At 70.8% G+C, this 22860-nt stretch carries 27 protein-coding genes, 1 pseudogene and 1 riboswitch; of the genes and pseudogenes, 21 read left to right on the plus strand and 7 right to left on the minus strand.

Going from position 1 to position 22860, the window contains the following annotated elements:
- The first annotated feature begins 16 nt into the window (after positions 1 to 16).
- The 7 genes from mbhE to K3N28_RS01605 all read left to right on the plus strand — a co-directional run bounded on the left by mbhE (position 17) and on the right by K3N28_RS01605 (position 6690).
- Positions 17 to 2815: a hydrogen gas-evolving membrane-bound hydrogenase subunit E gene (mbhE, locus tag K3N28_RS01575; protein WP_228090717.1), complete on the plus strand. Its 2799-nt coding sequence runs from the start codon at positions 17 to 19 to the stop codon at positions 2813 to 2815.
- On the plus strand, positions 2812 to 3123 hold the full coding sequence (locus K3N28_RS01580; protein ID WP_228090718.1) for a sodium:proton antiporter: 312 nt from the start codon (positions 2812 to 2814) through the stop codon (positions 3121 to 3123). Before mbhE ends, K3N28_RS01580 begins: the two co-directional genes overlap by 4 nt.
- A complete protein-coding gene (locus tag K3N28_RS01585) occupies positions 3120 to 4595 on the plus strand; it encodes a monovalent cation/H+ antiporter subunit D family protein (protein ID WP_228090719.1) in 1476 nt (491 codons plus the stop codon). The genes K3N28_RS01580 and K3N28_RS01585 overlap by 4 nt, the downstream gene beginning before the upstream one ends.
- Complete coding sequence (locus tag K3N28_RS01590) at positions 4595 to 5002, plus strand: Na+/H+ antiporter subunit E (protein WP_228090720.1); 408 nt, start codon at positions 4595 to 4597, stop codon at positions 5000 to 5002. The genes K3N28_RS01585 and K3N28_RS01590 overlap by 1 nt, the downstream gene beginning before the upstream one ends.
- Positions 4989 to 5267: a monovalent cation/H+ antiporter complex subunit F gene (locus K3N28_RS01595; protein WP_228090721.1), complete on the plus strand. Its 279-nt coding sequence runs from the start codon at positions 4989 to 4991 to the stop codon at positions 5265 to 5267. Before K3N28_RS01590 ends, K3N28_RS01595 begins: the two co-directional genes overlap by 14 nt.
- Entirely contained in the window at positions 5264 to 5602 is a 339-nt protein-coding gene (gene mnhG / locus K3N28_RS01600; protein ID WP_228090722.1) for a monovalent cation/H(+) antiporter subunit G, read from the plus strand. Before K3N28_RS01595 ends, mnhG begins: the two co-directional genes overlap by 4 nt.
- A 359-nt stretch (positions 5603 to 5961) precedes the next feature.
- Entirely contained in the window at positions 5962 to 6690 is a 729-nt protein-coding gene (locus K3N28_RS01605; RefSeq protein WP_228090723.1) for a DedA family protein, read from the plus strand.
- Between the two features lie 23 nt (positions 6691 to 6713).
- Here K3N28_RS01605 and K3N28_RS01610 read toward each other — a convergent pair whose 3' ends face one another.
- Entirely contained in the window at positions 6714 to 6953 is a 240-nt protein-coding gene (locus K3N28_RS01610; RefSeq protein WP_228090724.1) for a hypothetical protein, read from the minus strand.
- A gap of 205 nt (positions 6954 to 7158) precedes the next feature.
- On the opposite strand from K3N28_RS01610, the gene K3N28_RS01615 reads away from it, so the two are divergent.
- The 3 genes and pseudogenes from K3N28_RS01615 to K3N28_RS01625 form a co-directional block, all read left to right on the plus strand.
- Positions 7159 to 8118 (plus strand): ADP-ribosylglycohydrolase family protein, encoded by a 960-nt coding sequence (locus K3N28_RS01615; protein WP_228090725.1) that lies wholly within the window; start codon positions 7159 to 7161, stop codon positions 8116 to 8118.
- Between the two features lie 35 nt (positions 8119 to 8153).
- On the plus strand, positions 8154 to 8573 hold the full coding sequence (locus K3N28_RS01620; protein ID WP_228090726.1) for a MerR family transcriptional regulator: 420 nt from the start codon (positions 8154 to 8156) through the stop codon (positions 8571 to 8573).
- A 417-nt stretch (positions 8574 to 8990) separates the two neighbouring features.
- Positions 8991 to 9503 (plus strand): annotated as a pseudogene (locus tag K3N28_RS01625) (SulP family inorganic anion transporter); the annotation flags it as partial.
- Positions 9504 to 9671: 168 nt separating this feature from the next.
- Here K3N28_RS01625 and K3N28_RS01630 read toward each other — a convergent pair.
- Entirely contained in the window at positions 9672 to 10622 is a 951-nt protein-coding gene (locus tag K3N28_RS01630) for a GlxA family transcriptional regulator (RefSeq protein ID WP_228090727.1), read from the minus strand.
- A 162-nt stretch (positions 10623 to 10784) separates the two neighbouring features.
- Between K3N28_RS01630 and K3N28_RS01635 the strand changes: the two genes are divergently transcribed.
- Positions 10785 to 11243, plus strand: coding sequence for a hypothetical protein (locus K3N28_RS01635; RefSeq protein WP_374209664.1), 459 nt, complete (start codon positions 10785 to 10787; stop codon positions 11241 to 11243).
- A 62-nt stretch (positions 11244 to 11305) separates the two neighbouring features.
- Positions 11306 to 11509 (plus strand): hypothetical protein, encoded by a 204-nt coding sequence (locus K3N28_RS01640; protein ID WP_374209665.1) that lies wholly within the window; start codon positions 11306 to 11308, stop codon positions 11507 to 11509.
- A 248-nt stretch (positions 11510 to 11757) separates the two neighbouring features.
- Here the strand turns inward: K3N28_RS01640 and K3N28_RS01645 are convergent, their stop codons facing one another.
- Positions 11758 to 12120, minus strand: a complete 363-nt coding sequence (locus K3N28_RS01645) for an Imm51 family immunity protein (RefSeq protein ID WP_228090730.1) — start codon at positions 12118 to 12120, stop codon at positions 11758 to 11760.
- 356 nt (positions 12121 to 12476) lie between these two features.
- Between K3N28_RS01645 and K3N28_RS01650 the strand changes: the two genes are divergently transcribed.
- From K3N28_RS01650 to K3N28_RS01660, 3 genes are all read left to right on the plus strand, one after another.
- Positions 12477 to 12878 (plus strand): STAS domain-containing protein, encoded by a 402-nt coding sequence (locus tag K3N28_RS01650; protein WP_228090731.1) that lies wholly within the window; start codon positions 12477 to 12479, stop codon positions 12876 to 12878.
- Complete coding sequence (locus K3N28_RS01655; protein WP_228090732.1) at positions 12875 to 13855, plus strand: sensor histidine kinase; 981 nt, start codon at positions 12875 to 12877, stop codon at positions 13853 to 13855. Before K3N28_RS01650 ends, K3N28_RS01655 begins: the two co-directional genes overlap by 4 nt.
- Before the next feature lie 356 nt (positions 13856 to 14211).
- Positions 14212 to 15285: an aromatic acid exporter family protein gene (locus K3N28_RS01660; protein WP_228090733.1), complete on the plus strand. Its 1074-nt coding sequence runs from the start codon at positions 14212 to 14214 to the stop codon at positions 15283 to 15285.
- Positions 15286 to 15351: 66 nt separating this feature from the next.
- Here the strand turns inward: K3N28_RS01660 and K3N28_RS01665 are convergent, their stop codons facing one another.
- Genes K3N28_RS01665 through K3N28_RS01675 form a run of 3 tightly spaced genes read right to left on the minus strand, consistent with a single transcriptional unit; the run spans position 15352 to position 16497 of the window.
- Positions 15352 to 15732 carry a VOC family protein gene (locus K3N28_RS01665; RefSeq protein WP_228090734.1) on the minus strand — a complete coding sequence of 127 codons (381 nt, stop codon included), beginning with the start codon at positions 15730 to 15732 and terminating at the stop codon, positions 15352 to 15354.
- On the minus strand, positions 15729 to 16076 hold the full coding sequence (locus tag K3N28_RS01670; RefSeq protein WP_228090735.1) for a helix-turn-helix transcriptional regulator: 348 nt from the start codon (positions 16074 to 16076) through the stop codon (positions 15729 to 15731). The genes K3N28_RS01665 and K3N28_RS01670 overlap by 4 nt, the downstream gene beginning before the upstream one ends.
- Positions 16066 to 16497: an SRPBCC domain-containing protein gene (locus K3N28_RS01675; RefSeq protein WP_228090736.1), complete on the minus strand. Its 432-nt coding sequence runs from the start codon at positions 16495 to 16497 to the stop codon at positions 16066 to 16068. Before K3N28_RS01675 ends, K3N28_RS01670 begins: the two co-directional genes overlap by 11 nt.
- A gap of 285 nt (positions 16498 to 16782) precedes the next feature.
- Between K3N28_RS01675 and K3N28_RS01680 the strand changes: the two genes are divergently transcribed.
- Entirely contained in the window at positions 16783 to 17634 is an 852-nt protein-coding gene (locus K3N28_RS01680; RefSeq protein ID WP_228090737.1) for a phosphotransferase family protein, read from the plus strand.
- A 219-nt stretch (positions 17635 to 17853) separates the two neighbouring features.
- Here the strand turns inward: K3N28_RS01680 and K3N28_RS01685 are convergent, their stop codons facing one another.
- Positions 17854 to 18798: an alpha/beta fold hydrolase gene (locus K3N28_RS01685; RefSeq protein WP_228090738.1), complete on the minus strand. Its 945-nt coding sequence runs from the start codon at positions 18796 to 18798 to the stop codon at positions 17854 to 17856.
- 193 nt (positions 18799 to 18991) lie between these two features.
- On the opposite strand from K3N28_RS01685, the gene K3N28_RS01690 reads away from it, so the two are divergent.
- The 5 genes from K3N28_RS01690 to K3N28_RS01710 all read left to right on the plus strand — a co-directional run bounded on the left by K3N28_RS01690 (position 18992) and on the right by K3N28_RS01710 (position 22856).
- Entirely contained in the window at positions 18992 to 19957 is a 966-nt protein-coding gene (locus tag K3N28_RS01690) for a YafY family protein (RefSeq protein WP_228090739.1), read from the plus strand.
- Between the two features lie 128 nt (positions 19958 to 20085).
- On the plus strand, positions 20086 to 20739 hold the full coding sequence (locus K3N28_RS01695) for a hypothetical protein (protein WP_228090740.1): 654 nt from the start codon (positions 20086 to 20088) through the stop codon (positions 20737 to 20739).
- Positions 20740 to 21173: 434 nt separating this feature from the next.
- Positions 21174 to 22028 carry an alpha/beta fold hydrolase gene (locus tag K3N28_RS01700; RefSeq protein ID WP_374209642.1) on the plus strand — a complete coding sequence of 285 codons (855 nt, stop codon included), beginning with the start codon at positions 21174 to 21176 and terminating at the stop codon, positions 22026 to 22028.
- 96 nt (positions 22029 to 22124) lie between these two features.
- Positions 22125 to 22190, plus strand: a riboswitch (guanidine-III (ykkC-III) riboswitch).
- An 11-nt stretch (positions 22191 to 22201) separates the two neighbouring features.
- Positions 22202 to 22516 (plus strand): multidrug efflux SMR transporter, encoded by a 315-nt coding sequence (locus K3N28_RS01705; protein ID WP_228090742.1) that lies wholly within the window; start codon positions 22202 to 22204, stop codon positions 22514 to 22516.
- Position 22517: 1 nt separating this feature from the next.
- Positions 22518 to 22856 (plus strand): multidrug efflux SMR transporter, encoded by a 339-nt coding sequence (locus tag K3N28_RS01710; RefSeq protein ID WP_228090743.1) that lies wholly within the window; start codon positions 22518 to 22520, stop codon positions 22854 to 22856.
- The last annotated feature ends 4 nt before the right edge of the window (positions 22857 to 22860 follow it).

A 22860-nucleotide genomic window follows, 5' to 3' on the forward strand; every position in this document is an offset into this window, starting at 1 on the left:
GAGCGGTGGACCGGTCGTGTTGCTGTTCGCGCCCCTGATCGCCCTGGCGGTCTTCGCCCTCCTCGTCCCCGTGACGTACCGCCGTTTCGGACGCGACACCGGATGGCTCCTCGCCGCGGGGTTCACGGTCCTGGCGGTCGTGCTCGCCCTCCAGTTGCCGGCGAGCGGGGACGGGGAGGTCGTCACCGCCTCCTGGTCGTGGATGCCCTCGATCGACGTGGCGCTGCGGCTGCGGCTCGACGCGCTGGCCCTCCTGTTCTCGCTCATCGTCCTGGGCGTCGGGGCGCTCGTCATGGCGTACTGCGCCCGCTACTTCAGCCGCGGACGCCACGTGTGGCTCTACACCCTCATGACGGTCTTCGCGCTGGCCATGCTGCTGCTCGTCCTCGCCGATGACGTGATCGTGCTCTTCATCGGGTGGGAACTCACCACCCTGTGCTCGTTCTTCCTCATCGGCGGGGTGCGTTCGGGCGCCGCCGGCCCCGCGCTGCGCGCCCTCCTCGTCACGGCGTCCGGGGGTCTGGCCCTCTTCGCCGGGCTGATCCTGCTGTCGGTCCACTCCGGCACGACGAGGCTGAGCGCGATCCTCGACGACGAGGCCTGGAAGAGCGATTCGCCGCTCGCGACGACCGCGGCCGCACTGGTGATCGTCGGCGCCATGGCCAAGTCGGCGCAGCTGCCGCTCCATTTCTGGCTGCCCGGTGCGATGGCCGCCTCGACGCCCGTGAGCGCCTACCTCCACGCCGCTTCGATGGTCAAAGGCGGCATCTACGTCCTCATGCGCTTCTCGCCGCTGTTCGCGGAGAACCCACTGTGGACGTGGGGCCTGATCACCGTCGGCCTCGCGACCGCGCTCTTCGGTGCGCTGCTCGCCCTCGAGCAGCACGACCTCAAGGCGCTGCTGGCCTATTCGACCATGAGCCAGCTCGGCTTCCTGGTCGCGATGATCGGCGTCGGCACCCCCGAGGCGCTGGCCGCGGCGGCCCTGCACACCCTCGCGCACGCCCTGTTCAAGGCGACGCTGTTCATGCTCGTCGGCATCATCGACCGCCAGGCGGGCAGCCGCGACATCCGGGAGTTGGGCGGCCTGCGTCGCGTCATGCCGGTGACCGCGACGCTCACCGCCCTCGCCGGGATGTCCTTGGCCGGCCTCCCGCCGATGATCGGGTTCGTCAGCAAGGAGACGATGTTCGCCGCCTTCCACGATCTGCCCGGCCCGGCGTGGGCGGGGCCGGTCGCATTGGCGCTCACGGTCGCGGCGGCCTCCCTCACGTTCGCCTACGGGCTGCGGATCTTCACCGGCGCCTTCATCGGGCCGACGGTGCAGCGACGCCTCCACGAACCGAGCCTGCTGTTCCTGGCGCCCGCCGCGGTCGCCGCGGCGGGCGGACTGGCGCTGGGCGTCGGCGTGCACACGCTGAACCCGCTCATCCGCCGCGTCGCGGTCGACACCCGCGAGCAGTTCGCCGCGGTCGATCTGCACCTGTGGCACGGGTGGACCCCCGAACTGGCGCTCTCCGCGGTCACCTTCGCGGCGGGCACGGCGCTCTTCCTGGCGCGCGACCCCGTCGACCGATTCCTCCAGCGCCCCCGCCGGCGGCTCGACGGGGAGGCGGCGTTCACCGCCTGCTACGACGCCACGATGCGCGCCGGCGCCCGGCTCGGATCGCTCACCCAGCGCAGCTCCCCCGCGGCGCATCTGCCGGTCCCGATCCTGGCGCTGGCGGCGATCGCCGCGGCGTACGCGCTGCACCCCATCGCCGTGCCCGCGCCGCCGCGGCCCACGACCTTCGGCGTGGACTGGGTCCCGGTGACGGTGCTGGCCGTGACGGTGGCCGGAGCGGCGACCAGGCGCTCACGGCTCGGCGCGGTCATCCTCGTCGGCCTGACCGGGTTCGTCATCGGCCTGTGGTTCCTGCTCGCGGGGGCGCCGGATCTGGCGATCACCCAGGTCCTGTTCGAGGTCATCACCGTGGTCGTGGCGGTGCTGGTGCTCCGCGGCCTGCCCCGCCGGTTCCACTCGGCTTCGCGGCGTCGCACCGCGGTCACGGCGGGCATCGCCGTAGGGGCCGGCATCGCCGCCGCGGCGGCGACCTTCGCGTTCACGGGGCGACGCGAGCGCTCCCCGGTCGCGGATTACCTGCTGCACGAGACGGGTCCGCAGACCGGCGGTTCCAATGTGGTGAACACGATCTTGGTGGAGTTCCGCGCCCTCGACACGCTCGGGGAGATCGCCGTGCTCGTCGCGGCGGGGCTGGGCACGGCCGCGATCATGGACCTGGTGGCCGTGCGCGGCGCTGAGCGCACAGCGGCTTCGGAGCAGGCCGAAGTCCCCGACAGCGCGCTCATCGTCGACGTCGTCCGGCGGGCGCTCACACCGGTGCTCGTGGTCCTCTCGGTCTATCTGCTGCTGCGCGGGCACCACGAGCCGGGCGGCGGCTTCACGGCCGGACTGGTGGGCGGATGCGGGCTCGCACTCGTGCACCTCTCGCGGCCCGCGGCGTCCCGGACGCCGCTGCCGCCGATCCAGACGCCCCTGCTCGCGGCCGGGCTGCTCGTCGCCACCGGCACGGGGCTCGCGGCGCTGGCCGCCGCCGAACCGTTCCTGCGGCCCGCGCACGGCCACGTCGATCTGGCCGGCGCGCACGTGTCGCTCAGCTCCTCCCTGGTGTTCGACCTCGGCGTGTACCTGGTCGTCCTCGGGATGGTGGCCGCGGCGCTCAACCGCTTGGGCCACTACGGCGTCGAAGCGGCGTCGGGCGCCCCCCGCGATGCGCCGGAGCGGGCCGGCGCGGGCGAACGGGGCGACGCATGAGCGCGGCGGTCGCGGTCGGCATCCTGGTGGCCGGAGGCGTGTTCCTGATCCTGCAGCGCGGGCTCGTGCGCATCGCGCTCGGATTCATCCTGCTCGGGCACGCGGCCAACGTCGTGCTGCTCGCCTCCGGCGGCATGTCCACACGCGAGCCGCCCCTGGTCGGGGACGGCGTGCCGGCCGACACCGCCGACCCGCTGCCGCAGGCGTTCGTCCTGACGGCCATCGTGATCACGTTCGGCATCACCGTCTACCTGTTCGCGCTCGCGCGCGCCGAGGGGGACGACGACGACACGGAGGCCGACCCGTGAGCGGACTGACGATGCCCCTGTCCATCGCGCTGCCCCTGGTGGCGGCCACACTGCTGGCCGTGGTGCGCCGTCCCGCGCGGCCGCGGCGCATCGTCCTGCTCGGAACGCTGGGACTCCTGCTGGCCCACCACGTCGTCCTCCTCGTCGCGGTCGCCGACGGCGCGGTGCTCGCCACCCGCATCGGCGGCTGGCCCGGCGGCGTGGCGATCACGTTCGTCCTCGACACCTTCAGCGCGCTCATGCTGGTCGCCACCTCGCTGCTGGCGCTCGTCTGCGTCTGGTTCGCGATCGCGGCGGGTGAGGACGAGCGGTCCATGTTCGCGCCGCTGGTCCTCGTCCTCGTCGCCGGTGTCGCCGGGGTGCTGCTCACCGGCGACCTGTTCAACCTGTTCGTGTTCCTCGAAGTCACCTTGATGCCGTCCTACGCGCTCATGAGCATGTCCTCCGATCGCGCGCGGTTCGCCGTCGGCAGGGTCTTCGTCAGCATCAGCCTGCTCACCTCCACGGTCTTCCTCATCGCCGTGGGCCTCGTCTACGGCATCGTCGGCACGGTCGACCTCGCCTCCCTCGCCGGAGCGGCGGCCGACTCGCCGCCGCTGGCCGCGGCGGGCGCGGTGCTGCTCGCGGCGCTGGCGGTCAAGTCGGCGCTCGTGCCGGTCCACGGTTGGCTCGCCGAGACCTATCCGCACGCCTCCCCCGGCGTGACGGCGCTGTTCTCGGGCCTGCACACCAAGCTCGGCATCTACGCGATCTACCGGCTCTACTCCCTGCTCTACGGCGGCGAAGCCCGGTTCGCCTGGATCGCCGTGGGGGTGTGCGTCCTGACGATGGCCGTCGGCGTCCTCGCGGCCTTCGGGCAGCGATCGATGCGGTCGATCCTGTCGTTCCACATGATCAGCCAGAACGGGTACATCGCGCTCGGCGCGGTGTTGGCGGCGCCGGCCGGGGCCGCGGCGGGCATTTTCTACCTGATGCACCACATGGTGGCTAAGGCGTCGCTGTTCCTCTCGGCGGGCGCCGTCGAGCACCGCTACGGCACGGGGCGGCTCGCATCGTTCGGCGGCCTCGCGCGACGCGAGCCGCTCGTCGCCCTGGCCTTCATCGTCCCGGCGCTGTCCCTGGCGGGGATGCCGCCCTTCTCGGGGTTCCTCGCGAAGTACGTGCTGGTGCGGGCGGCCATCGGCCAGGGGCAGTACATCGCGGCGGTCGCCGCGGTGGCGGTCGGGGCGCTGACCCTGGCATCGATGATCAAGATCTGGCAGTCCGTCTTCATCGCCAAGCCCAAAGACGACGACCGGCACGAGGCGCCGCAGCTCACCGCCGCCCCCGTGGGGTTGGTCGCGCCGGCGTTGTCGCTGGCCGCGGTGACGGTGATCCTCGGTCTCACGGGCGACTGGCTGCTGGCGCTGTGCGAGCAGGCGGGCCGCGGGCTCGCCGACTACACGGCCTATGCGGAGGCGGTGGTCGACTGATGAGAACGGCACGCGGCGCACTCGTCCCGGCCTTGACGTGGCCGGTACGCCTGGTGTGGTTCGCGCTCTACTTCGCGCGCGAGATGATCACGGCCAACGCCGCGCTCACCTGGGACATCCTGACGCCCAGCAGTCGGCTCGCGCCCGGCATCGCGCGGTTCCCCCTGCGCTGCCGGACCCGGTTCGAGATCGCACTCCTGGCGAACCTCATCTCGCTGACGCCCGGCACCTTGACGCTCGCGGTGCGCCGCGAGCCGCCGACGCTGTACGTGCACGGCATGTACGCGCCCGATCCCGATCGATTCCGCGAGCGTCTGCGCGCCTTGGAGAGCCGGATGCTCGCCGCGGTCCGGTTCCACGGCATCGACGCCGAAGCGGCCGAGGGGGGCGGTCATGAACGCGCTTGACGTGATGTTCGCCGTCGTGGCCCTCGCGCTGCTCACAGCAGCCGTCGGTGTGATCCGCGGGCCGACCGACGGCGACCGCGCCGTGGCCGGGGACCTCGGGTTCTACGCCTTCGTCGCCGCCGTGGCGATCCTGGGGACGCGCCTGGGCGGCTCGGCGTTCTTCGCGGTCGTGCTCGTGGCGGCGCTGGTCGGCTTCCTCTCGTCGGTCTCCGTGGCCCGGCTGATCGACCGAGAGGACCGGAACGAAGGAGAGGAGGACTGGTGAACGCGCTCGAAGCGATGTCGTGGGCGTGCATGGGTCTGGGCGTCTGGCTCATCGCCGTGGCGGCCGTGGGCTATGTGCGGCTGCCCGACCCGTATTCGCGGCTCAACGCCGTCACCAAGGCCTCGGCCCTGGGTCTGGTCCTGGTGCTGGTCGGCGCCTGGATGGCCGAACCGGGGTGGCTGGAGGCGGTCGAAGTGCTGCTGGCGATCTGGCTGCTGTTGACCACCGCGCCGGTGGGCGGCTACGCCATCGGCCGGGCGCTGCACCGCAGCGGCGTCCCTCTCGGACCCCGCGCCGGTTACGACGAGTTGCACGAGGACCGGCGAGGAGAGTGAGCAGGGAGCGCCGCGCCGGCCCGCGGCCTTCACCGAGTCGGCGCCCTCCGGCCGAGGCGGCGCGACCATCGGATGCAGGAGGGAAGTGATCGGGTGTCGAAGCCTTTGGAGGACTACGCCCTCATCGGCGACATGCACACGGCGGCGCTGGTGGACCGGGGCGGATCACCTCATCGTCGACGCCGGCGTCGAGTTCGACATCGCCTCGGAAGACCGCGCCGAGGCCGCCGACCGCGGGGGCTCGAGCGATTGAACGACGCCCTGCAGGGAACCTGATGAGCGGTCGCGCCGGAACGCCTCCGCTTCCCGCGCAGGCGTAAACTCTGCAAGATTGTCGGCCCCGAGATCTGAGGACGCGAATGATCGGCCAAACCCCGGCGCTGGCCGCCGCAGTACCGCCCGCCACCGAGGAATACGACGGATTCATCGGGTGGGTCCTGGGGCTGATGACCGATTTCGGCGAGGCCGGCGTCGGCCTGGCGCTCGCCATCGAGACGATCTTCCCGCCCGTCCCCAGTGAGCTCGTCCTGCCGGTGGCCGGATTCCTGTCCTATTCGGGCCACATGAACGTCGCCCTCGTGCTGCTGTTCGCGACCATCGGATCGATGCTCGGCGCGTACTGCTATTACTTCGTCGGCGCCGCGATCGGCCGTGAGCGCACGCGCTGGCTGTTCGCGAAGCTGCCGCTGTTCGAGGTCCGCGACTTCGAGCTGTCCGAGCGGGTCTTCGACCGCTGGGGCGGCATCGCGGTCATGGCGGGGCGCTGCCTGCCGCTGGTGCGCAGCGCCATCTCGATCCCTGCCGGCATCGCGCGGATGCCGCTGGGGAAGTTCTCGCTCTACACGCTCATCGGCAGCACCGTGTGGAACTCGGTCTGGGTCGGGCTCGGCTTCGCGTTCGGCCCGCAGATCGAGCCGATCCTCAGCCGCTACAGCAACCTCTTGAGCACGATCGTGCTGGGCGTCCTCGCCGCCCTGTTCCTCTGGTTCGTCACCGCCCGCATCATCAAACGCATCCGCAAAGGCCCCGATCAAGGCTCAGGACCGAACTCGGTGACCGACACGGTCATCCTGAAAAAGATCCGCTGACCCGACCCTGGACATCCCCGCGGTCAGACGCGGACACCAGCCGCGAAGCCGAAACGGCGGCGTTCGGCGACGCCGTGCCGGTCATGGGCGGAGGCGCGGTAGGAGTGTTCGGCGACCGGAGCGCCGGTCCAGGACCAGGCGTTCCCGTCGCGGAGGTGGTAGTCCTCCCCCGGCTCGGTGCCCATGCCTTCGAACGGGTTCCGCCTCCCTTCGACGAACTCGTCCTCGAATCCCTCGACCAGGTCCGTGGTCGTGCGCCGCATGTCGGCCATCGCGGCGCGGACGCGTTCGCGGTGCGCGATCTCGCGGCGCAGCTCGGCGTGGACACGGTGGCCTCCCTACGGGAATCGGATGCGCGAACGGCACCGCGCTGCCGTGTCGGCCGCTGACGGGCACCGGGATGCGCAGCGGTCTCGACTCTACCCCGGCGGTAGAGTTGCGGCATTCGTGACGGAGGTGGGGACCGAGATGACCGAACCCATTGCGGTGACCGATGCGGGACTGTGGCGGCTGCGCGTCCGCGGAGCGATCATCCTCGCCGCGTGCGCCGACGCGCTCGGCGCGCCCTTCGAGGGCCGGACCGAGGTCGACCCGCAACAGGTCGCCGCCGAACTGGACCTGCCGACCCCGCCGACCCAGTGGACCGACGACACCGCGCAGATGCTCGTCCTCGCCGCCCATCTGGCCCGGCGAGCGGGCCGGATCGACGCGGACGCACTGGCCGGTGAGCTGGCCGCGGCCTGGGCGTCCGAACCCTGGCGCGGCTACGGCCCCGGGGCGGTGAAGGTGCTGTCGCAGATCCGTTCGGGGGCCCGTTGGCAGGAGGCCGCCGCCTCGGTGTTCGGCGGCGCCGGTTCGCTGGGGAACGGCGCGGCGATGCGCGTCGCACCAGTGGGACTGGTCGCCGGCCTGAACCTCGATGCGGTGGCCGAGACGGCGGCGGTGAGCGCGTCGGTCTCGCACGCCCACCCAGAAGGGGTCGACGGTGCGATCGCGCAGGCCGTGGCGGTGGCGCTCGCCGCCCGCAGCGACAGCGCGCTCCCGCTCCCGCCCGCGGACTTCGCTGCGGCCGTCGCCGCCCACACCGGCACCGACGCCTTCGCCGCCGCGCTCGGAGCGGTGCCGTCGCTGGTGGAGGGCCCGAGTGCGGACCTCGCCGATCGGTTCGCGTGCGACGCGACCGCGCTCGGGTCGGTACCGGCGTCGATCACCGTCTTCCTGCGCCACCCCGAGGACCCGGTCGCGGCGGTCGCCGAGGCGATCGGATTGGGCGGCGACACCGACACCATCGCGGCGATGACCGCGGCCCTGGTGGGCGCCCGCTGCGGCGAAGGGGTGGTCCCCCCGCTCTGGGGGCTGCGGTTGGAGCAGCCGATGCGCGTGTGGACGGTCGCGTGCGAGCTGGCACGCCTCGAACCGCACCGGTAACGTGGCACTCTTGGAACCCGAAAGACGGAGCGGCGATGCGCGACAGCGAACTGATGCAGATCGGCGAGGTCGCCGAGCGGACGTGCCTGAGCCTGCGCACCATCCGCTACTACGAAGAGGTCGGTCTGGTCGTGCCCTCGGAGCGCAGCCAGGGGCGCTTCCGTCTCTACACCGAGGCCGACGTGCGCCGGCTGTGGCTGATCCGCCGCCTCAAGCCCCTTGAGCTCTCGCTCGATCAGATCCGGGACCTGCTCGCCGCTCTCGACCGCGCCGATGCGGGGAACGTCGACGGCGACGAGGCGGCCGTACTGCGTTCGACGCTCACCGCGTTCCAGACCATCGCCCGGGTCCGATGCGAATCGCTGCGCGACCAGCTCGTCGGCGCCGAGGAGTTCGCCGCCGCCCTCGCCGACCGGATCGACGCCCTGCAACCGGAGGCCGCGCCGCAGCCCTGACCGCCGCGCCGACAACTGTGACATCACGTTAGTGTCAGCGCCGCAGTCTGGTCCGACGACCCGTCCGACCTCGGCTTCCTCGCTCGGCCCCGCGACGTCTTCGCCAAGGCCGAAGCGCACGTCATCGCGGTTCCGGGTCCCCTGCACGGCATAAAGGCGACCAACACCGTCTACCTCGCCTCGATGGCCTGCCGAGCGCCGGCCCGGCGACACGCCGCCGCGCGATCCCGATCCGGACGAGTGAACTCGCGGAGGCGTTCCATGCCCGCCATCCGCCTGCGGCCGTCCGCGCCCTCGCATCGGGCCTCGCCCGCTGCACCGCCACTGGGCCTCGCCAGCCATCGCCCCAGGCGGAGAACCGGCATCTCAGCGGTCCCCATCTCGTTTCCGCAGCATCGGCCGAGTCTGCCGTAGCGTCTCGGACTCGCCGCCGTCGGCCTCCTGGAGTCGCTCATGACCGCCAAGGTCGTCGACGACGCCACCGACACCGGTTCGAACAAGACCCGTGAAGCCGCGGGCCAGGGCATCGGCAACATCCTCGTCGGCTGCTTCGGCGGCATGGCCGGCTGCGCGATGATCGGCCAGACGATGATCAACGTCAAGGCCGGGGCCCGCTCGCGGCTCTCGACCTTCTCGGCCGGGTTCTTCCTGCTCATCCTCGTGGCCGTCTTCGGCGGCGTGGTCGCTCAGATCCCCATGGCCGCGCTCGTGGCCGTCATGGTCTTCGTGTCCGCGGTGACCTTCGACTGGCACTCCGTCAAGCCCGAGACCCTCCGCAAGATGCCGGTCTCCGAAACGATCACCGTCGCCGTCACCGTCGCCGTCACCGTCGCCACCCACAACCTCGCCATCGGCGTCCTCGCCGGCGTCATCGTCGCGATGGTCGCCTTCGCCCGCAAGGTCGCCCACCTGGTCGAGGTCACCAGCGTCCAAGAAGGTCGAGATCGTCGGCCTCAACCGCCCGAGCGCGAGGCTCCACGGCGAACTCACCGGCGGCCGCTAAAGGCTGTCCGACGAGCTCGGGCCGCAACGGTCGAACGGTCGGACAGCTCCCGGCGGCGTTACCGAGGCGAGGGTCCCCCGCACCGACGCACCGGCTCAAGCGTCACGTGAGCTCCTGAACGACCTCCGGTAGGCCCCGGGTGTGACGCCGACGGTCTGCGCGAACTGCGCCCGGAAGTTGCTCAGGCTCGGGAAGCCCGTCTGCGCGGCGATCCGCTCCACGGTGTGGTCGGTCGTCTCCAGCAGCTCCTGGGCGTGCCGGAGGCGCACCCCGCCGAGCCACTGGATCGGGCTCTGGCCCGTCTCCGCCGCGAACCGCCTGGTGAGCGTTCTGACGCTGACGCCCGCAGCGGCGGCGATGTCCGCCAGGGAGAGGCTGCGGTGCGCGTGCTCCTCGATCCACGCCAGGACGCGCTCCAGCGTCGCGGTCTGATAGGACGGGCGGTTGCGCAGGATGTACTGCGCCTGGCCTCCCGTGCGCTGCAAGGGGGCCACCGCCAGCCGCGCCGCATCGGCCGCCACGGCCACCCCGTAGTCGCGCTGCACCAGGTGAAGGCACAGGTCGAGCCCTGCCGCGGCTCCGGCCGAGGTGAGCACGTCGCCGCCGTCCACATAGAGCACGTCGGGATCGACCTTCACATTCGGGTGTCGGCGCGCGAGCGTCTCGGCGGCCAGCCAGTGCGTGGTCGCGGCTCGGCCCTCGAGCAGACCCGCCTCGGCGAGCGTGAACGCCCCCACGCAGATCGAGGCGATCCGCGAACCGCGCTCGGCCGCGCGTCGGAGCGCGTCGAGGACCGCCGGCGCGGTCGAGCGCCGATGGTCGTTCCGGCCGGGCACCACGACCAAGTCCGCCCGCTCCACCGCCTCCAGTCCTGCGTCGGTGGCGATCCGGATCGGCCCGGCCGTCGTCACCGGGTTCTCTCCGGCGACGACCACCCGGTATCCGGGCCGCCCGTCCGGCAGCCGCACGCGACCGAACACCTCGATCGGGGTGGCCAGATCGAACGCGATGCCGTCCTCTAGTGCGAGGACCACGACGGTGTGCATGGGCTGATCGTAACGCGACTGCGGCGCCTGCCGCGTCATGGCCGGAAACAGGCAAAAGTTGGCCGTCCAGCCATTGTCGATGACCGTCCGCAACGCGAGCATGGGGAGCCAGCAAGCCAAGGAAAGGACCTCCATGACTCGATGCCGCACCAGGGCGGGCGCATGACCGCGTTCCTGCTCTCCGTCCACGTGCTCGCCGCCATCCTGACGATCGGCCCGGTCGCCATCGCCGCCAGCATGTTCCCTCCCGCGCTCGCCGCCGCCGCGCAGGACCCCGAGGACACCCGGAAGACCGCAGGCGTGGCGATCCTGCACCGCATCACCCGCGTCTACGCCGTCATCGGCATCCTCGTGCCGGTCTTCGGCGTCGCCACCGCCGCGAGCCTCGGCGTGCTCACCGACGCCTGGCTCATCACCTCGATGACGCTCACCGCGGCCGCGGCCGTGATCCTCATCGCGATCATCCTCCCCGGGCAGCGCCGTGGCCTCGATTCCCTCAGCACCGCAGCGGCGACCGGCGCCGGTCGGCGCCTCGCTGCCGCCACCGGCGTCTTCAACCTGCTGTGGGCGATCGTCGTAGTCCTCATGGTCTACCGCCCCGGCTCCACGACGGGAGTCTGACCGTGAACCAGCGCCGCGCGCTCCACGCCATCGGAACGGTCGAGCTCACGACCTTCGCGCTCATGATGGCGAACCTGGCCACCGTCCACCTTGAACTCTTCACGAGCATCCTGGGCCCGCTCCACGGTCTCGCCTACACGGTCAGCGTGATCGCCGCCGCCCTCACCTCGAACGGCCGCCACCGGATCTGGCTCCTCGCCCTCGTCCCCGCCGTCGGCGGCCTCCTCGCCGCCCGCAGCCTCCCCTCCCGCCGGCCCTCCCCTTAGGCCGCTCCGCGCAGGCGGGTGGCGCGGCGGGATTCGCCGCCGCGCTACCCGCCCTCGCCGCATCACCGGCCTCCGTCTCCTCGGACTCGGCGTCCCGACCGGTGGCGGGCTCGCCCGGCAACAGGCCTGATCGCTGCGGGAGGCCTCGGGTCGGCAGGACGCGCGGCGTCGCCCGTCGGGGAGCGTGCCGAGTCGACGATCGGCGAGGCCGGTGGCGCCGAGGCGGTCCGGGCCCGGAAGGCGTTCCGTCAGTCGAAGAGATCGCGTTCGGCGGCGACGGCCAGCGCGTCGATCAGCAGCACCGGCCGCTCCAGCAACGACTCCAGGGTGGTCGCGACCTCGCCGAGCGCCTCGCGGTCGCCGCCGTAGGCGCAGAACATGCCGGCCTCGGAGTCGAACGAGAAGCGCTCGAGGAGCGGACCGCGGTCGATCAGCGCGGCGTGCACCGCCGACTGCCAGTCGTAGCCGGATCCTTCGAGCCCGTGGGCGGCGAACACCTCGGACAGATGGGCGTCGGCCGGACCGCCGGGACTGTAGATCACCGAGTCGCTCGTCTCGCCCTCAACGAACGTGACGTTGGGGAAGCGCGTGAATTCCGGTCGTTCTGACATGCCCGCGAGCCTAGCGGGAGCGACCGACAGCACGACGGCTTCTCCGCGGCGGTCCGCGCCCGCCACGCCGTTTCACGGGACGACGCCTCGACCGCCCGGGGTGGACGGCCGGTCGTCGACTGGAGGAAGCGCCGTCTCCGGGTGCCCGATGCCGAATGCGTGAGCCGGTGAGCGCAGACGGCGAGGAGCATACCCCGCATGCTCCCGGCCAGCTGCCGCCGATGGATTGTGCACCTATGGTAGGAAGGCTCCGTACAAGCGTTGGCTTGTCCACGCACGGAATCCGCCGCGACATAGTCCGATGCCCGCACCGGCCGGGCGGTCGCCAGGGCTCCGGACCATACGGAGGTGGAGTGATGGTGAAACGCGGAGACTGCGACCGGAACGGCACCGGCCCGCTGCCGCGGTTGTCTCCCGCCATTCCGCCGCCCGAGCAGGAAGAGCCCTTCCGGGTCACGGCGCATGGTGACTCGCTCGGGGGCATGCGGGTCGCCGGAGTGATCGATGCGAACAGCCACGACGCCTGGGAGCGGGCGCTGAGGCAGGCGACCGGCCCGGGTGCGGGGATACACTTGGATCTGGCCGAGGTGGAATTCATCGACTCTCGGGGCGTGGCCGTACTCGTGCAGGTCGCGAGCGGGCTGCCCGACGGGTACCGGATCGTGGTGCGCCATCCGCCGCGGTGCCTGCGCCGCATCATGCAGGCCCTGTGGCCCCAGGGAGTGCCCGCCATCGTGATCGAAGGAGCCGTGCCATGAGCCCTGCGCATCCCTCTACGGCGGAGGACCCGTTCGACCATCCGGCGCTGTTCTACTCCGGTCCCGACGAGTATTTGGCCGGCACGGTGCCGTTCATCGAGGAAGGCCTGAGCGCGGACGAACCGGTCGCGGTCGCCGTCCCCGAGCGCAACCTCAGACCTCTCCGTGACGCCTTGGGGTCCTCGGCCGAACGCGTCCACATGCTCGACATGACCGAGGCCGGGGCCAACCCCGGACGCATCATCCCCGGGGTGCTGCGCGCCTTCGCCGACGCCCACCCCGACCGCCGCGTGCGGATCATCGGCGAGCCGATCTGGCCGGGCCGCAGCGAGATCGAATACCCCGCGTGCGCCCAGCACGAGGCCTTGATCAACTTCGCGTTCACCGGGCGAGCGGTCACCATCCTGTGCCCCTACGACACCGACGGCCTCCACCCGCAGGTGATCGACGACGCCCGAGCCACCCACCCCGTGCTCGTCGACCGCGGCGGGCGTCGGCGCAGCGACAAGTACGACCCCGGCCGCATCGTCGGCGATCACAACCAGCCGCTGCCACGGCCCCCGCAGACGGCCGTCGAGCGGGTCGTCGATCGCGCCGCTCTCGACGGCGCCCGCCGATTCCTCGCCGCCTACGGACGCGAGTCCGGCCTCGCCGCCGATCGGATCGTCGACCTGGAGATCGCCGCCACCGAACTGCTCACCAACAGCGTCCGCCACGGCGGCGGCACCGGCACGCTCCGCATCTGGACCGACGGGGAACAGCTGATCTGCGAAGTCAGCGACACCGGCCACATCACCGACCCGCTCGCCGGGCGCCGTCCGCCGGGCGCCGATCTCTCGCAGGGCCACGGGCTGCTGCTGGTCAACCACATCGTCGACCTCGTCCGCATCCACACCGGCCCGCTCGGTACGACCGTGCGGATCCACCTGTGGCTGACCCGCCAGGAGCCTCAGGCAGCCGCAGCTCAACAGCGGTGAGGGCGTTCGCGCCGACCCGGCGGGCGTCTGTTATGGAGAGGTCTCGGTCGATTGCCGCCGGCGGGGCTCTGGGGCCTCGGTTCACACCGGCCGGGCCTCCTTGCCCTCCTGAGCACCGCGACGATGCCGTTCGGCCGGCACCGGGCTCGACGTGCCGGTATCGTCTTCCGTCGCACGCGAGCTGCTCCGGTCCATCGCTGCCGTCCGATTCCGACCGGGTGCCGTAACGCGGCGCGGTTCCGATGTCGTCCGGGGTGATCATCGTTGCCGACGCGGGTAAACAACGGCAGAAGGGGAAGCCGATGCGCATGATGCTGCATGGGGTACGCGACGGCGTCGGCGAGGATCTCCGGGGGATGCGGCGATTCCTCCGCGACATGGCCCGCCGGGGCACGTGGGCGCAGGAGACCGCGACGCAGGCGCTCAAGGCCGCGATCGCGTCGGTCCTCGCCTGGATCGTCGCGGCGCATCTGCTCGCGCTGCCGATGCCTTACCTCGCGGCGTGGGCCGCGCTCGTGGTGGTCCGGCCGACGGTCCATTGGTCGGTCCTCACGGGTCTGCGCCAGTTGGTGGCGGTCGGGTTGGGCGTCGTGGTGGCGGTGCTGGCCGTCGTGGTCACGCCCGGCAAGGAGCTCGCCCTCGCCGTGGGCGTGTCGGTCGCCTTCCTCATCGGGTACTGGCCCCGGCTGAACGACCAGGGCCTCTACGTGCCGTTCACCGCACTGTTCATGATCGCCGTGGACAGCGTCGAGGAGCCGTTCGTGGTGGTCCGCCTGCTCGAGACGGCGCTCGGCGCGGGGATCGGCATGGCGGTGAACCTGCTGATCGAGCCTCCTGCGCGAGTGCGCGCGGTGGGCACCCGTATCCGGCAGGACGGTGCGGCGACCGCCGAGTTCCTGCGCCAGATCGCCGCATGGCTGCGGGAGGAGTCCGAGCGCGGCGACGGCGACACCTGGGCGGGCCGGGCGAAGCGCCTGGACAGCCACGCCGCCGAGACGCGATCGGCGCTCGACCACGCGAACGACAGCCTTCGTCTCAACCCCCACACGACCAGCGCGCAGACCGACGCCCTCGATCGGTTCCACGCGGGGTTCGAGCTGAACCAGCGGGTGCTCCGTGCCACCCGGGCCCTCACCGATGTCCTGGACGGGCCCGCTCGCGGCGCGATACCCGACGACCTCGCGCTCGATGCCGAGTTCTGCGGGGACTGCGCGACGGTGATCGAGGAGACGGTCGACGTCTACGAGGGACGGCTCACCCGCATCCTGACGCGCCACGACTCGGATCCGGGCGACTCCAGCTCGGCCGACGAGGCGCTGACGGCGCTGGAGCGCCGGACCCATGCCGCCGGCGACGACGGCGTCATGGTCGAAATGCAGGCGACCGTGCTCGTCGCCCTCCGCCGCCTCCTCAGCGAGGCGCAGTCCTGACAGTCCGGTCGACTCCGGTTCAGTGCTGCGACCGCGGCGTCGCGAGCGTTCGATCGCCAGTGCTCGTCAGTCGGGGCGGCGGACGAGGTGCGGGATGCCCGCAGGGTTGGTGATCCAGTGCGCCGTCATGCCCGGCGGCAGCGGCTCCAGCTCGTCCTGGGGCTCCACCCCGTGCGCGGCCAGATGGTCGGCGGCCAGTTCCACGTCGTCGGTGAACAGCTCCAGCCAGAGCTCGGCGCTCGCGTAGTTGTCGACGCGGTCGAACCAGAGCTTCACCGGCCCGAACTGCACGGATGCGGACTGGCGCACCCCGTCCGCGATGTCGGTTCCGCTCTCGTCGACCACGTCCATGCCCAGGACGTCGCGGTAGAAGGCGAGGGTCCGGTCGAACTGTGCCTTCGGGAGCTTCATGGCGATGTTCTGACCGCCGCGGAAGTGCGGGTTCACGATGGTTCCTCCGATGTGTGGTCCAGATGGTCTTGCAGGTCGTGCAGGCGCGCGTCCCAGTCCCGTGCCATCGCGGCGAGGAACTGCTGCGCCACGCGCATGGGCTCGGAGTGCAGCCGGTACCGCACGCGACGCCCTTCTCTCGGTTCGGGCGTCACCAAGGCCGCCTCGGCGAGCAGCGCCAGATGCTTGGCGATCGCCTGCCGGGTGATCGGCAGCCGGTCGGCGAGCTCGGTGACGGTGGCCGGACCGCCGGAGGCCAGGTCGGTCAGGATCGCGCGCCGGGTCGGGTCGGCGAGGGCGACGAAGACCCGTTCGGCGGTCGTCTCGGCGTCAGGCGGCATCGAGGTATCCGACGAGCTCGTCGAGTTCGATCGTCCATCCCTCGACATTGCCTCCGAAGGCCTCGCGATGCGCGTTCTCCGGCAGTTGCGCGAATCCGGTCTCGACCACGCGAAGCAGCGTGCCCGTGTCCACCGGCTCGAGGGTGAACTCGACGTAGGTGCGCCGCGGGTCGTCCTCGGGCAGTCCGGTGATCGGCCAGGTGAATCCGAAGACCCTCGCCTCCTCCACGCGCTCCACGCGCAGTTCGGCGGTCTCGCCGCCGGCCCATCGCATCCACCCCGCCCCGCCGGGACGCAGGTCGATCCGCGCCTCGGTGCCGAACCAGCCGCTGAGTCCCTCGGCGGTGGTCAGTGCGGCCCAGACCTTGTCCGGCGGATGGGCGAGCTTCACGGTGCGCTCGATGCTGTCCGGAAAACCCATTGCCTGCCTCCAAATGATCGCAACCTCTTGGTTGCGACCATATCGCAACCAAGAGGTTGCGTCAACTATCGGAGGAGCCCTGTTCGAATGCGGACCCGTCCGAGTTCCAGCCGACCGCCCGTCGCCGATCCCCGGTCGGCAAGCACCTCGGCAATGTCCTCGCAAAACCCTGACCGCCCCAAGAGGACGTCGAGCACCCCGCGGGCTCACAGTCCTGGCCCGCCTCTGCGGCGACCGCTGCATGAGCAGTCCCGGCCCTGCGCATCGCGCAGTAGGATCTCGTCGATGAGGGACCCTCTCGAATCGCTCACTCCTCCCCAGCGTGAACTGCTGGACGTATGGCTGCCCGGGCTCGAAGCCGAAGCCGACATGAGCTGGAACCTGGTCGAGACGACGGTGCTGCGGGCCCGAGCGGGGGAACGCACCGTCGTCGTCAAAGCGGGTGGCACTGCGGACCATCACATCGAACGAGAAATCCGCGCCCACCGTGAATGGACCGGTCCCTGGGTGCGCAGCGGCCGAGCCGCCCGGTTGCTCCACGCCGATGCCGACGCGAAGCTGCTGGTCACGGAGTATCTTCCCGGCACTCTCGTCCAAGGCACCGCTGCCGCCGCCGAGACGGACACCTACCGGCAGGCGGGCGAACTGCTCCGCGTGTTCCACGACCAGTTGGCCTTCGAAGACCCCGACTACGAGCCGCGCATGAACGCGAAGGCGCTGGCGTGGATGGACGGCCGCCACCGGATCGAGCCGGAGATCGAGGCGGAGCTGCGGGCCGTGGTGCAGTCCTGGCCCGTACCGACAGCGGTCTGCGCACCCTCGCACGGTGACTGGCAGACCCGGAACTGGCTGCAGGACAACGGCGTGGTGCGCGTGATCGATTTCGGCAGAGCGGCTCTCCGCCCGGCGGCCGAGGACTTCGAACGCCTTGCGGTCCAGGAGTTCGCCTGGCACTCGGGCGCCGAAGAGGCGTTCGTCTCCGGCTACGGCACGGACCCGCGCGAACCCGAGGCCTGGTTCCGCCAACGAGTCCGCTCCGCGATCGCCACCGCCTGCTGGGCCCACCTCGTCGGCGCTGACGATTTCGAAGCCCAGGGCCATCGAATGATCGCCGCAGTACTCGCCGAAGCCGCTTAGAGTGAAGCGTCTGTCTGCGGGTTCGCATAAGTGTGCAGTACCTCCGCCACGGCAATGCCCCGGTCGACCGAGCCGGGGCATTGCCGTGAGCGCCGAATCCAGAGCCGATCGCTTCCTTGCAGCCGCCCTTCAAGGGTGTCCCCGTTGGCGCACTGTCGAGGACGGCGACCGCGTCTCATTGCGCCCTCCGGTTCGACCGGAGGGCGGGCTTGCTCGGGACTAGGCGGCGTCCTGCTGTTCCAGCCACCGCAACATCGCCTGGGTTGTTGCTTCCGGTTGCTCTTGCTGGATCCAATGACCGGAGTCCAGATTGACCACTTCCACATCGGGCACGAACGCCGTCAGGTTCTCAGACCTCCGGACCGCATCGCGGTCGCCGTAGATCATGAGGGCCGGCTGGCGGATGACGGGGTCCACGTCCGCCAGCAAGTGCCAGTTGCGGTCGAGGTTCCGGTACCAGTTGATGCCGCCCGTGAACCCCGAGGATTCGAAGGCGGTGACGAAAACGGCCAGTTCGGCGTCGCTCATCAAGGGCTCCCCGAGCGGTGTTTCCGCCTTGGCGAGATTGATCATCGCCATACCCGGCTGAGGCGCTGCGGGCGGCTGGTTCTTCCGGTACATGTTGCGGAGGAACTGGAAGGTGTGGGCTTCGAGTACGGCGTCGGCGACGCCCGGCTGTCGATTGAAGTGGACGAAATAGAAGTCGCCGCCGAGCACGTCCTCCATGACCTCGACCCAGGGCTTCGCTCCGCGCTCCTGGTAGGGCAGGCTCAGGTTGATCACCTTGTTCACCCGGTCGGGGTGCAACAAGGTCAGTCCCCAAACGACCATTGCGCCCCAGTCATGGCCGACGAAGGCGGCGTCCTCGTATCCGAAGTGGTCGAGCAGTGCGATGAGATCGCCCGACAAGTGCTCGATGTCGTAGTCGGTCACTTCGGTCGGACGGGATGAGTTGCCGTAGCCCCGCTGGTTCGGAACGATGACATGGTAGCCCGCTGCGGCGAGGGCGGGCACCTGGTGGCGCCAGGAGAAGGCATGCTCCGGCCAGCCGTGACAGAGCACAATGGGCTTTCCGGCGTCTCGGCGCCCTGCTTCGAAGACTTCGAGTTCCACACCGTTGACGGCGATGAGGGCGGGCTGGGGAAAATCGTTCGGATCGAACACTGCATCGCTTCCTTGTCGTTTCGGGGTGATCAGGCGATCGCCGGGATCGAAGACGCGGGTGCGCCCTCGGGTGACGGCTCGGCGCATCGAACTTGCTCTCGGTGCACCGATCTCGGTTGCGGCCTGATCGGCTGCCTCACCATAGGACGCTTCGCGGACAGGATCGGTCCTCGATAAGTGGCAGACTGAGAAAATGCGGAACGATCCCACCGGTCGAGCGCTGCAGCTGCTCTCGCTCCTTCAGACGCATCGTTTCTGGCGTGGCGCCGAACTCGCCGAACGACTCGAGACCACGGAGCGGACGGTGCGCCGTGACGTCGATCGGCTGCGCGACCTCGGCTACCCGGTCGACGCCACGTCGGGACGATACGGGGGCTACCGGCTGGCGGCGGGGGCGCACGTGCCGCCCCTCGTCCTCGACGATGACGAGGCCGTCGCGGTAGCCGTCGGACTGCGCTACGCCGCGGTGGCGGCCATCGGCGGCATGGAGGAAACGTCGCTGCGCGCCCTGACGAAAATCGAGCAGCTCCTGCCTCATCGGCTCCGCCGACGGGTGGCTGCGCTGCATTCGAGCGTCACTTCGATGCGGTGGCCGGCCGGCGACGTCGTCGATCCCGAAGTGCTCAGTGCGCTGGCCGCGGCGTGTCGAGATCGTGAGGACGTGCGTTTCGACTACCGGCGACGCGATGGCGAAGACGGGCGACGGCTCGTCGAGCCGCACCGACTCGTCACCGCCGCCCATCGCTGGTATCTCGTGGCATGGGACCGACATCGCCACGGGTGGCGCACGTTTCGGCTGGATCGGCTTCGGGAGCCCCGGCCGGCGGGCGGTCGTTTCACACCCCGCCCGATCCCGGGCGGGGATGCGGCGGCCTTCGTCGCAGGCTCACTGGGCTCGATACCCCGTCACCATGAAGCGAGGCTCGCCGTCAACGCGGCGTTCGCCGAACTCGAGGGTGCGCTTCGATGGGTGGACCACACACTGATCGAGACGAAGGCGGACTTCTGCTCCGTCCAGATCCGCGGCGACGACCTCGACTGGCTTGCCGTGACCGTCGTCCGCATGGCGCTCACCGCCCCAGTGGCCGTCATCGAACCGGCCGAGCTCGCCGACGCCGTCAGGCGGCTCGCCGCTCACCTCGCTGTCTCGCCGCCGTGACGATCAGGAGCGGTCCGGCCGATCAGGTCATGCGGGACCAGAATGTGCCGACGCCTGCTGCTTACGACGGCCCTGCCGCAGAAGGCCTAGACTGCTCGTGAAAACTTCACAGCATTGAAAGGGACCCCTTGTCCACCACGTCTTCCGACCTCTCGCGCCTCGCGCCCCTGCCCGAGCCCGATCCGCCCATGAGCGGACGCAAAAAGGCCCTCATCGCCCTCGTCGCGGTCGCCGCCCTCGCCATGGCGACCGGTATCGGATGGTTGACCGCCCGGCCCGAGGAACGGCCGGCCTGCTGCACCGTGAGGACCGCCATCGCAGACGCCGCCGCGGGGCTCGACTACCAGATCCCGCTCGGATGGGCCCAGATCGATGGAAGGCAGCTCACCGGCTCCGCTTCCACCGCCGCATCGACCGGTGAGCAAGGGGTCACAGGAGCCCAGGTCCTGGCGTTCGCCGACGTCGCCCCCGCAGCGGACCTGGCGACCTGGACCGAAGGCCTCGCCGAGTCCGCGTCCGGAACCCTCTACGCCATGGTGCCGGACCGCACGGAGCTCCTGTCTTCTGAACCCGCTTCGGTGAGCGGGAACGAAGCCCACCAGGTCACCTGGTTGATCTCGCACTCCCGTTACGACGGACCGCTTTACGGGCACGTCATCGTGGTGCGCGCCGCCGACGGACGATCCTCTGCAGTGCTGCTGGGTTTGGTGTACCCGGACGACCCCGCGCTGCGCGAGGAAGTCGGCTGGATCATCGAATCCGCCGGCCGCAACGGCGCCTGAACCGGAGCGGTCGCACCAGCCGATCGGGATGACCAGTGCCTCCTCAGTCTGGATCGTTCGGCGGTGGCCTCCGCCAGGGCCCCGGCCAGCGGCGCTGCGAAGCGGCCGGCTGGGGGCGCGGGTTGCGGCACTTCGGCCGTGCAACGCCCGCCGCAACGCTTCCACCTGGGCCCCTTGATAGTTCCGAGTGACGGCAAGGATCGCCTGCGGACGGTCGGGACCGGATTCGAGGCCTGTGGACCGGTGATTCGACGACGCGCCGCGACCCGCGGCGGAGTCCGCGATGCCGGGGGCGGCGACCGAGCCGCTCGACGAACGCGGTGCCGACCAGACCGGCCGAAGCCGGGAGCGTTCACGGGACCCGACCGTTGCGGCGCCGCGGTCGCTCGTGAGCCTCAGGGCCACAGCCGATCTGAGGAAGCGCCTCCGGAAGGATGCCGGTGCCATATGATGCGCCCGTGACGGCGCATCATCTCGGTCAGACGTTTCCATGGCAGGGACGCTCGGTGTCCTGGGACCGGTTCGGCGACGGGCCGCCGCTGGTGTTCCTGCACGGCACCCCGTGGTCCTCTCGGCTGTGGCGGCCGATCGCCGACGCCCTGGCCGGCCGCTTCACCGTCTACCTGTGGGACATGCCCGGGTACGGCGCCTCCTCCAAGCACCCCGAGCACCGGGTCGACCTCGCATGGCAGGGCGAGCTGTTCACCCGGCTGCTTCGGGGATGGGGCCTCGAACGGCCGCATGTGATCGCCCACGACTTCGGCGGCGCCGTCGCCCTGCGAGCGCGGCTGCTCCACGGCGCGAGGTTCGCGTCCCTGTGCCTGACCGACGTCGTGGCGCTGCGCCCTTGGGGCTCGCCCTTCTTCACCCTCGTCCAACGGCACGCGGCCGTGTTCGAACAGCTTCCCGCCGCTGTGCACCGCGGGGCCGTCGAGGCCTATATCCGCGGCGCGAGCCACCGCGGCCTGCGCGAGGACGACCTCGCGGCACTGGTGGAGCCGTGGACGGGCGATGAGGGCCAAGGCGCCTTCTACCGCCAGATCGCCCAGGCCGACGAACGCTACACCGACGAGATCGAACCGCGCTACGGCCGGATCGGCGAACCGACCCACATCGTCTGGGGAGCCCAGGACACCTGGATCCCCCTCGACCGCGCGCATCGGCTGCAGGCGCTGATTCCCGGTTCCTCGCTGGCCGTGATCGAAGACGCCGGACACCTGATCCAGCTGGACGCACCCGCCGCGCTCGCCGCCGAACTCACCCGCTGGACGGCGGCCGTCCGCGGGTGATCCGGCGCCGGGGCCTCCCGCGTGTCGGGTCCCGTCGAATCGGTGAGCCGCGCCTCCGCGCCTTGGACGGTCCGCGGCCGCGGACCTATCCTGAAGTCGGGGCCCGGCATGCGGGCCCGCGGACGAGGGAGCCGTACCCGCACCACGACAAGACGGCCTGAAAAGGTGACGTCATGGCTTGGACGGTTCTCGTTCTCTCCGGCGTGCTCGAAGCCGTATGGGCATCGGCGCTGTCGGCTTCCGAAGGCTTCAAGCGCAAGGGCCCCACGGCCCTGTTCGCCGCCGCCCTCACGCTCAGCATGGCCGGGTTGGCGTGGTCGATGACCGCTCTGCCCACCGGCACCGCCTACGCCGTGTGGGTCGGCGTCGGCGCCACCCTCACCGTGCTGTGGGGCATCCTCACCGGTCGGGAGCGCGCGGATTGGAGTCGCCTACTGCTGCTGGTGCTCCTGGTCGGCTCGATCGTCGGCCTGAAGGCGGTGAGCTGACATGCCGTGGGTCATCCTGCTCGTCAGCGCCGTGTTCGAAGCCGTCTGGGCGACCGCGCTCGGCGCCTCGCACGGCTTCACCGAACCGGTCCCCACGGTCGTCTTCGCGGTCGCACTGACGGCGAGCATGCTCGGGCTGGGCCGGGCGGCCGAGCACCTCCCCATCGGCACCGCGTACTCGGTGTGGGTGGGCGTCGGCGCCGCGCTGACGGTCGGGTACGCGATGGCCGCGGGGACCGAGTCGGTCTCCCCGGCGAAACTGGTCTTCATCACCGGCGTCATCGCCGCCGTCGTCGGTCTCAAGCTCGTCCCCGGCAGATCAGTCGAGTCGAAGGACTGAGCTG

Origin of the sequence: Glycomyces sp. TRM65418, assembly GCF_019710475.1 — a bacterium.
Classification (GTDB): domain Bacteria; phylum Actinomycetota; class Actinomycetes; order Mycobacteriales; family Micromonosporaceae; genus Glycomyces.

Bases quoted from the DNA above. Each gene is read 5' to 3' on its own strand.
- K3N28_RS01690 (WP_228090739.1), top strand. From the start codon at position 18,992: ATGCGGAACGATCCCACCGGTCGAGCGCTGCAGCTGCTCTCGCTCCTT.
- K3N28_RS01635 (WP_374209664.1), top strand. From the start codon at position 10,785: ATGACCGCGTTCCTGCTCTCCGTCCACGTGCTCGCCGCCATCCTGACG.
- K3N28_RS01590 (WP_228090720.1), top strand. From the start codon at position 4,595: ATGAGAACGGCACGCGGCGCACTCGTCCCGGCCTTGACGTGGCCGGTA.
- K3N28_RS01620 (WP_228090726.1), top strand. From the start codon at position 8,154: ATGCGCGACAGCGAACTGATGCAGATCGGCGAGGTCGCCGAGCGGACG.
- K3N28_RS01580 (WP_228090718.1), top strand. From the start codon at position 2,812: ATGAGCGCGGCGGTCGCGGTCGGCATCCTGGTGGCCGGAGGCGTGTTC.
- K3N28_RS01655 (WP_228090732.1), top strand. From the start codon at position 12,875: ATGAGCCCTGCGCATCCCTCTACGGCGGAGGACCCGTTCGACCATCCG.
- K3N28_RS01700 (WP_374209642.1), top strand. From the start codon at position 21,174: ATGCCGGTGCCATATGATGCGCCCGTGACGGCGCATCATCTCGGTCAG.
- K3N28_RS01645 (WP_228090730.1), bottom strand. From the start codon at position 12,120: ATGTCAGAACGACCGGAATTCACGCGCTTCCCCAACGTCACGTTCGTT.
- K3N28_RS01710 (WP_228090743.1), top strand. From the start codon at position 22,518: ATGCCGTGGGTCATCCTGCTCGTCAGCGCCGTGTTCGAAGCCGTCTGG.
- K3N28_RS01660 (WP_228090733.1), top strand. From the start codon at position 14,212: ATGCGGCGATTCCTCCGCGACATGGCCCGCCGGGGCACGTGGGCGCAG.
- K3N28_RS01630 (WP_228090727.1), bottom strand. From the start codon at position 10,622: ATGCACACCGTCGTGGTCCTCGCACTAGAGGACGGCATCGCGTTCGAT.
- K3N28_RS01705 (WP_228090742.1), top strand. From the start codon at position 22,202: ATGGCTTGGACGGTTCTCGTTCTCTCCGGCGTGCTCGAAGCCGTATGG.
- K3N28_RS01615 (WP_228090725.1), top strand. From the start codon at position 7,159: ATGACCGAACCCATTGCGGTGACCGATGCGGGACTGTGGCGGCTGCGC.
- K3N28_RS01610 (WP_228090724.1), bottom strand. From the start codon at position 6,953: ATGCGGCGCACGACCACGGACCTGGTCGAGGGATTCGAGGACGAGTTC.
- K3N28_RS01595 (WP_228090721.1), top strand. From the start codon at position 4,989: ATGAACGCGCTTGACGTGATGTTCGCCGTCGTGGCCCTCGCGCTGCTC.
- K3N28_RS01605 (WP_228090723.1), top strand. From the start codon at position 5,962: ATGATCGGCCAAACCCCGGCGCTGGCCGCCGCAGTACCGCCCGCCACC.
- K3N28_RS01675 (WP_228090736.1), bottom strand. From the start codon at position 16,497: ATGGGTTTTCCGGACAGCATCGAGCGCACCGTGAAGCTCGCCCATCCG.
- K3N28_RS01640 (WP_374209665.1), top strand. From the start codon at position 11,306: ATGATGGCGAACCTGGCCACCGTCCACCTTGAACTCTTCACGAGCATC.
- K3N28_RS01650 (WP_228090731.1), top strand. From the start codon at position 12,477: ATGGTGAAACGCGGAGACTGCGACCGGAACGGCACCGGCCCGCTGCCG.
- K3N28_RS01670 (WP_228090735.1), bottom strand. From the start codon at position 16,076: ATGCCGCCTGACGCCGAGACGACCGCCGAACGGGTCTTCGTCGCCCTC.
- K3N28_RS01680 (WP_228090737.1), top strand. From the start codon at position 16,783: ATGAGGGACCCTCTCGAATCGCTCACTCCTCCCCAGCGTGAACTGCTG.